Origin of the sequence: Streptomyces sp. NPDC127084 (assembly GCF_042724175.1) — a bacterium.
In the GTDB taxonomy this organism is placed as follows: Bacteria; Actinomycetota; Actinomycetes; order Streptomycetales; family Streptomycetaceae; genus Streptomyces.
In genome coordinates this window covers 1,344-8,455 of sequence record NZ_JBHXFA010000073.1, presented here as the reverse complement: position 1 = coordinate 8,455, position 7,112 = coordinate 1,344, and the positions used below count along the sequence as shown (strand labels likewise).

The following is a 7,112-nucleotide window of genomic DNA, read 5'->3' as shown; positions in this document are numbered from 1 at the left end:
AGGTCACCCTCCTCAACCCCCACACCCGGCCCGACGACCTGGCCGCCCTCCTGAAACTGGTGGAAGGAAACACCCCCCGATGGGGCACCGCGCGGCGGGGGGCGCCCGGGCGCGCCGCGCGCCCCCCCTCGGCGGGGCGTGCTCCTGCGGTGCCGGGCGAGCGGCGCGCAGGGAAGCTGACGGGCGCGGCCTCCACCGTCCTCGTACCGCCCCGTCCTCGCCCCCGTCACGCGTCCGGCTGACGGGGGCGGGGAGCCGTTTCCCGGGCCGGGGAACCAGACGGAGTCGGACGGGGTGGGACGGAGTCAGACCTCGATGACGGTGACCCGTCCGGCGCCGCACAGCGTGGTGAGGTCCTCGGGGTCGGAGGTGAGGACCGTGACGGGCCCGGGGGCGGCCAGCGCCGTGGCGCTGAGCATGGCGTCGATCGCGTACTTGTGGCCGTGCAGGCCGGTATCGGCGAGGAGTACGGCGGCATGCCGGGCGATCGACTCGGTGACCGGCTCCACGACGAGGCGGGAGAGCGTCCACTCCAGGGCCGGGCGGTTGATCCGCGGGTGGACCACCTCCACGAGCGTGGCTGCCGAAGTGATCACGCGCAGGTCGTCGGCGCGGGCCAGGGCGAGCCAGCCGGTCACCGTTCGCTCCCGCAGCACGGCCTTGGTCAGCCCTTCGCTGTCGAGGACGAGGGTGCCGCCCGGGATCGCGGCGGAACGGGTCACGCGGCGTCCGCCACGCCCCGCGCTTGCTCGCGGCGCGCCTGGTGGAGTCGGTCACGGAGAACCTGGATCTCCTCGTCCGTGACGGGCCCGTGCTCCGCCTCGGCGACCTGGATGAGTTCGTTCAAGTTGTCCCGCTCGATCTGACGGGCGACCGCTGCGGCCACATAGGCGGACAGACCGGAGGGGCCGCCGTGCGCTCTGGCGGCTTCGGCGATGTCGCGCGGCATGGTGATCGAGTACTTCCCGGTAGGCTCACTCATGCCACCAATCCTACCGCCGATCCTCCTGCTGGCATGCAATACCCGCTCACCCGAAGGGGCCGTCGTCGACGAAGCGCCGGAAGGAACGCGCGAAGGCCGACGCCTCGTCGGCGGGCCAGCCGACGAGACCGGCCTCGATTTGGGCGGACAGGCGCCTGCGCAGGGTCGCGACGGTCCGCTCCCCCGCCGCGGTGAGGGCGAGCAGGGTCGCCCGTCCGCCTCGGGATCTGGTGCGCGGCGGACGAGCCCCGTCGCCTCCAGCCCGGAGGCTCGCCGGGTGGCTCCGGGGCGGTCGTGTCCCACCTCTCCGGCCGGGGCCGCGGCGCTGCGCCGACCGCCGCGGGCCAGACCGCTGAGGACCGGACAGGTCCACTCGTCCACGGCTTCGCCCAGGCCGTCCGTCAGCTTGCGGTACAGCTCAAGCCGGGTGCCGCGCTTGAGCAGCACGCCCAGGGCGGCGGCGATCTCCTGCCCCACACTGATGGAATCGTGCGCCGCGCACGCACCGCAGAGGAGTCACGACATGTACCGCACCGGCATCGCCGCAGCCCTGAACGACCTGGTCCTCAAGCCCATACCCGACCTCCGGGAGGCCGTGGACCGGCACTTCGCCCCCGACTACCGCCAGCGCACGGACGGCGAATGGGCCGACCGCGAGGGCTTCCTGGAGCACATCGCCCACCTGCGCACGGTCGTCGCCGAAGGCACCGTCGAGGTCCACGACGAGTTGTACGACGGCACCCGCTACGCCGACCGGCACACGGTGCACGTCACCAAGAAGGACGGAGCCACCGTGACCATGGAGGTCTACCTGTTCGGGGAGTTCGCCCCCGACGGGCGATTCCGCCGGATCGAGGAGGTCACTCTCATGCTCGAAGGCGCCGCGGCGGACCGGAACCTGGGGAGCGCCCGCTGAGGCGATGCCCCTCAGCAGGCCTCACACCACTCTCCGACCCGCGCTGAGATCAGCGTTCCCCACGGGAAACAACGCAGATGCGGGCAGGTAACAGCGGCGCCCCATGCTGCCTGCATGGATACGAGGACCGTGGTGATCGGCGCCGGGATGGCGGGAGCACGCCTGGCGCGACTGCTCGCTCCGGTGTGCGACGTCGCCCTGCTCGGCGACGAACCGCACGCCCCCTACAACCGGGTGCTGCTCGCCGAGGTCCTCGCCGGACGGTACGCGCCCGAGGTGATCGCGCTGCCGCCCGTACCGGGCGATCCGGACGGACCAGGCGGGCCCGGCGGAGCCGGGACGGTGCGGCGCGGAGTGCGCGCCGTACGCATCGACCGCGAGGCGCGGACCGTGCACTGCGCGGACGGCTCCGCGGTGGCGTACGACCGGCTCGTCCTGGCGACCGGCTCCAACCCGGTGCTGCCGCCGCTGCGCGGCACCTCCGGCGGGCTGCCCGAAGGTGTGCACCCGTTCCGCACCCTCGATGACTGCCTCGCCCTGGCCGCTCTGGCCCGTACGGGTACCCGTGCCGTGGTGATCGGCGGCGGGCTGCTCGGGGTCTCCGCGGCACGCGCGCTGGCCGAGCGGGGCGCGGACGTGGTGCTGGCCCATCACGGGCCCACGCTGATGGACCGCCATCTCGATCCGGCGGCCGGGGCCCTGGTCCGCACCCATCTGGAGGGGCTCGGTGTGGAAGTCCACACCGAGTGCCATGTCCGCGGGCTGCGCAGCGGCGGTCGGCAGACCGTGACCGGCGTCGAACTCGCCGACGGCTTCGTACTCGACGCGGAGTGCGTGGTCCTCGCCTGCGGGGTCCGCCCTCGTACGGCACTGGCCGCCGAGGCCGGTCTCAGGGTCCGCCAGGGAATCGTCGTGGACGACGAGCTCCGCACCTCGGACCCGTACATCCACGCCATCGGCGACTGCGCCGAACACTCGGGCACCGTCTACGGACTCGCGACCGCGGCGGTGGAACAGGCCGACACCCTCGCCGCACGGCTCAGCGGCAGCGACCCGGCGGCCGCCTACACCGGCACCCGCGCTCTCACCCGGCTCACCCTCGGCGGCGCCGGCAGCCTCGATGTCGCCGCTTTCGGGGAACCCGCCCCGCGCCCGGGAGACGACGTCGTACAGCTCGCCGACGCCACCCGCGGGGCGTACCGGAAGGTCGTCGTCCGCGGGGACCGCCTCGTCGGAGGCGTCCTGCTCGGGGATCTCGCCACGGTCGGCGCGCTGGCCCGCGCCTGGGAAGGCGACGACCCGCTGCCCGACGCCCCGCTGCTCCACCTGCTCACCACCGACGGAGGTTTCTGACATGACCGCCCACACGACCACCAGGCCCACGATCGTGTTGGTCGGCCACGGCATGGTCGGCCAGCGTTTCCTGGAGGCCATCGCCGAACGCGGCGTCACCGAGCGGGCGCGGGTCGTCGTACTGTGCGAGGAACCTCGCCCGGCGTACGACCGAGTGCAGCTCACCTCCTACTTCTCCGGCCGCACCCCTGACGATCTGTCCCTTGTCGAGGACGGCTTCATGGACCGGCACGGCATCGAGCTGCGGCTCGACGACCCCGCCGTGAGCGTCGACCGCGCCGCCCGCACGGTGACCGCCCGTTCCGGGGAGACGTTCGCGTACGACACGCTGGTGCTGGCGACCGGCTCGTACCCCTTCGTGCCGCCCGTCCCCGGCAAGGACGCCGAAGGCTGCTTCGTCTACCGCACGATCGAGGACCTGCTCGCGATCGAGGAGTACGCGAAGACCACCCGCACCGGTGTGGTCGTCGGCGGCGGACTGCTCGGCCTGGAGGCGGCGGGCGCGCTCAAGGGCCTCGGACTGGACACCCACATCGTGGAGTTCGCGCCCCGGCTGATGCCGGTGCAGGTGGACGAGGGCGGTGGCGCGGCGCTGCTGCGGACCATCGAGGGCATGGGGCTGACCGTCCACACGGGCGTCGGCACCCAGGAGATCACGGCCGACGGCGGCACCGTCAGCGGGATGAACCTCTCCGACGGCTCCTCCCTCGCCACCGATCTCGTGGTCTTCTCGGCCGGGGTACGGCCACGCGACCAACTCGCCCGTGACATGGGCCTGGACGTGGGCGAACGCGGCGGCATCGTGGTGGACGAGCAGTGCCGTACGTCCGACCCGGCGGTCTTCGCGATCGGCGAGTGCGCCCTGGCGTCCGACGGCCGGGTGTACGGACTGGTCGCGCCCGGCTACGAGATGGCGAAGACCGTCGCCGACGCGCTGGTGGGCGACGAAGGCGCCTTCACGGGCGCCGATCTGTCCACGAAGCTGAAGCTGCTCGGAGTGGACGTGGCGTCGTTCGGCGACGCGCACGGCACCGCCGAAGGCTGCCTCGATGTCGTGTACTCCGACTCGCGCTCCGGGGTCTACAAGAAGCTGGTCATCGGCCGGGACGGCGAACTGCTCGGTGGAGTGCTCGTCGGCGACGCCGACTCATACGGGATGCTGCGCCCGCTCACCGGCAGTGTGCCGCCCGTACCGCCCGAGCAGCTGGTGCTGCCGGCCGGGGCAGGGGCGCCCGTCGCCCTCGGTCCCTCGGCGCTTCCGGACGACGCGGTGATCTGCTCCTGCCACAACGTCACCAAGGGCGAGATCTGCGCCCACACCTCCCTGCCGGAGGTGAAGAAGTGCACCAAGGCCGGTACGGGCTGCGGAAGTTGCGTCAAGGTCATCGGCCAGCTGCTGCCGCAGGCGGTCGACCAGGGCCTGTGCGGCTGCTTCTCGTACACCCGCAGCGAGCTGTACGAGATCGTCCGCACCCTGCGGCTCACCTCGTACGCCCAGCTCCTCGACTCGCACGGCCGCGAAGAGGCGCGCGGCGGCGAGGGCTGCGAGGTCTGCAAGCCCACGGTGGGCTCTATCCTCGCCAGTCTCGGCAACGGCTACATCCTGGACGGCGAACAGGGCGCGTTGCAGGACACCAACGACCACTTCCTCGCCAACCTCCAGCGCAACGGCTCGTATTCGGTGGTGCCGCGCATCCCCGGGGGTGAGATCACCCCGGACAAGCTGATCGTCATCGGCGAGGTGGCCCGCGACTTCGGCCTCTACACGAAGATCACCGGCGGCCAGCGGATCGACCTGTTCGGCGCCCGGGTCGACCAGCTCCCGGCGATCTGGACCCGCCTCGTGGACGCGGGCTTCGAGTCCGGGCACGCGTACGGAAAGGCGCTGCGTACGGTCAAGTCCTGTGTGGGGCAGACCTGGTGCCGCTACGGCGTACAGGACAGCGTGCGGATGGCCATCGACCTGGAGCTGCGCTACCGGGGCCTGCGCGCCCCGCACAAGCTGAAGTCGGCGGTGTCCGGCTGCGCCCGTGAGTGCGCGGAGGCGCAGTCGAAGGACTTCGGTGTGATCGCCACCGCCAACGGCTGGAACCTGTACGTCGGCGGCAACGGCGGCGCCACCCCCCGGCACGCCGACCTGCTGGCACAGGACCTGTCAGACGCCGAACTGGTGCGGCTCATCGACCGGTTCCTGATGTTCTACATCCGCACGGCGGACCGCCTTGAGCGCACCTCCACCTGGCTGGAGCGGCTCGAAGGCGGCCTGGAGCACCTCCGGGACGTGGTCGTGCACGACTCGCTGGGGCTGTGCGACGAGCTGGAGGCCCTGATGGCGGAGCATGTCGCCGGCTACCACGACGAGTGGGCCGCGACGCTGGACGATCCGGACCGGCTGCGCCGCTTCGTGTCCTTCGTGAACGCGCCGGAAGCGCCGGACCCGTCCGTGAGGTTCGTACCGGAACGGGACCAGATCAAGCCGGACCTGACCATTCTGACCCTGGGGCCGACCATGCGGGCGGCCGCGGAACCGACCCTCGAAGGGACACTGACCCGATGACGCTCCAACTCCACCTGGACGAAAGCTGGTTCCCGGTCTGCGAGCTCTCCCGGCTCACCCCGGGGCGCGGCGTCGCGGCTCTGCTCCCCGACGGCCGGCAGGCGGCGGTGTTCCTGGACCGCTCGGGAGGGGCGTACGCGATCGACAACCGCGACCCGTTCACCGGCGCGCAGGTTCTCTCGCGCGGTCTGCTGGGCACCGCGGGCGGCCGTCCCTTCGTGGCCTCGCCGCTGCTGAAGCAGCGCTTCGACCTGGAGACGGGCCGCTGCCTGGACGACGACGAGGTGACGGTACGCGCCTATCCGGTGCGCATCGGAGCCGGGGGGTGAGCGGGGCGGGGCGTGTTACGGGGCCGGGGCGCGTGAACGGGCTGGGTCGCGAACGGGCCCGGGGACGGGGCTAATTCGCGTGCGGCGCGGGCCGGGACGGGGGTACGGTCCGCGCCATGACGACACCCGCCCGGATACGCCCTCCCTTCGACGCCGACGAACGCACCCAGCTCGTCGGCTGGCTCGACACGCAACGCGCGATCGTCCACTACAAATGCGCGGGCCTGTCCGAAGAGGACGCGCACCGGCAGGTGCTGCCGACCTCGCCCCTGATGACGATGGCCGCGCTCGTCTCGCATCTGCGCTGGGTCGAACACGCTTGGTTCGAGGTCCTGTTCCTCGGTGGCGCGTCGGCTGACAACCCGTCGTTCCTGGACGAGCCGGAGGACGCCGACATGCGGGTGGAGGGTGTCCCCCTCGCCAAGCTGCTGGAGGAGTACGAACAGCAGTGCGCGCGATCCAACGAGATCATCGCCGCACACCCGCTGGACGAGACGGGCAAGCACCCGGACTTCCGTTCCGCGGCGGCATCCCTGCGGTGGATGCTGATCCACATGGTGGAGGAGACTGCCCGGCACGCGGGCCATATGGACACCATCCGGGAGTTGCTCGACGGCGAGAAGGGCTACTACTGACCGGATGCCCGTGCGCATCGCGATCGCTCCTCCGTGAGGTGATCGGCGTCGCCGTCCGCCCCGACACCCGACGCCTCCGCTTCATCAGACGTTGAAGCCACCGCCACTCCGCGCTTCTATGTTCCCAGGCGCGCGATACCCCGTACGCCGCCCGGCGTCGCGGGGCCGTCACGACCCATCATGGAGTGAGTGACAGTGGAACGACGCAGCTTTCTGCGCGGGGCGGTCATCGGCACCTCCGCCGCCGCCGGCGGGGGCCCACAGTTGGCGGGGGCCCCCGCCCCCGCGCCCCCCCCCCCCCCGGCCCCGCCCCCCGGGGGGCGCGGGGGGGGGCGCGCGC

8 protein-coding genes are annotated in these 7,112 nt (G+C 72.1%); 6 read left to right on the top strand and 2 right to left on the bottom strand.

The features are described 5' to 3' along the window. A partial coding sequence (locus tag ACFWI9_RS18390) for a hypothetical protein (RefSeq protein WP_387163181.1) occupies nt 1-242 on the top strand: 242 nt, incomplete at its 5' end. Between the two features lie 63 nt (nt 243-305). Here ACFWI9_RS18390 and ACFWI9_RS18385 read toward each other — a convergent pair. Both ACFWI9_RS18385 and ACFWI9_RS18380 read right to left on the bottom strand, forming a co-directional pair. Further along, nucleotides 306-722 (bottom strand): type II toxin-antitoxin system VapC family toxin, encoded by a 417-nt coding sequence (locus ACFWI9_RS18385; protein WP_387163180.1) that lies wholly within the window; start codon nt 720-722, stop codon nt 306-308. Beyond that, nucleotides 719-982, bottom strand: coding sequence for a CopG family transcriptional regulator (locus tag ACFWI9_RS18380; protein ID WP_387163179.1), 264 nt, complete (start codon nt 980-982; stop codon nt 719-721). Before ACFWI9_RS18380 ends, ACFWI9_RS18385 begins: the two co-directional genes overlap by 4 nt. Nucleotides 983-1,505: 523 nt before the next feature. Between ACFWI9_RS18380 and ACFWI9_RS18375 the strand changes: the two genes are divergently transcribed. The 5 genes from ACFWI9_RS18375 to ACFWI9_RS18355 all read left to right on the top strand — a co-directional run bounded on the left by ACFWI9_RS18375 (nt 1,506) and on the right by ACFWI9_RS18355 (nt 6,772). Then, nucleotides 1,506-1,898, top strand: coding sequence for a nuclear transport factor 2 family protein (locus ACFWI9_RS18375; protein WP_387163177.1), 393 nt, complete (start codon nt 1,506-1,508; stop codon nt 1,896-1,898). Nucleotides 1,899-2,012: 114 nt separating this feature from the next. Continuing rightward, complete coding sequence (locus tag ACFWI9_RS18370) at nt 2,013-3,251, top strand: NAD(P)/FAD-dependent oxidoreductase (RefSeq protein ID WP_387163175.1); 1,239 nt, start codon at nt 2,013-2,015, stop codon at nt 3,249-3,251. Between the two features lies 1 nt (nt 3,252). Further along, on the top strand, nt 3,253-5,808 hold the full coding sequence (gene nirB / locus ACFWI9_RS18365) for a nitrite reductase large subunit NirB (protein WP_387163173.1): 2,556 nt from the start codon (nt 3,253-3,255) through the stop codon (nt 5,806-5,808). Further along, on the top strand, nt 5,805-6,137 hold the full coding sequence (nirD, locus tag ACFWI9_RS18360; protein ID WP_387163172.1) for a nitrite reductase small subunit NirD: 333 nt from the start codon (nt 5,805-5,807) through the stop codon (nt 6,135-6,137). Before nirB ends, nirD begins: the two co-directional genes overlap by 4 nt. A 116-nt stretch (nt 6,138-6,253) precedes the next feature. Then, entirely contained in the window at nt 6,254-6,772 is a 519-nt protein-coding gene (locus ACFWI9_RS18355) for a DinB family protein (RefSeq protein WP_387163170.1), read from the top strand. Nucleotides 6,773-7,112: the final 340 nt, after the last annotated feature.

What these genes read in the sequence shown, in the direction of transcription:
- ACFWI9_RS18380 (WP_387163179.1), bottom strand. Translation starts at nt 982, where the DNA reads ATGAGTGAGCCTACCGGGAAGTACTCGATCACCATGCCGCGCGACATC.
- ACFWI9_RS18375 (WP_387163177.1), top strand. Translation starts at nt 1,506, where the DNA reads ATGTACCGCACCGGCATCGCCGCAGCCCTGAACGACCTGGTCCTCAAG.
- ACFWI9_RS18370 (WP_387163175.1), top strand. Translation starts at nt 2,013, where the DNA reads ATGGATACGAGGACCGTGGTGATCGGCGCCGGGATGGCGGGAGCACGC.
- nirB (WP_387163173.1), top strand. Translation starts at nt 3,253, where the DNA reads ATGACCGCCCACACGACCACCAGGCCCACGATCGTGTTGGTCGGCCAC.
- nirD (WP_387163172.1), top strand. Translation starts at nt 5,805, where the DNA reads ATGACGCTCCAACTCCACCTGGACGAAAGCTGGTTCCCGGTCTGCGAG.
- ACFWI9_RS18355 (WP_387163170.1), top strand. Translation starts at nt 6,254, where the DNA reads ATGACGACACCCGCCCGGATACGCCCTCCCTTCGACGCCGACGAACGC.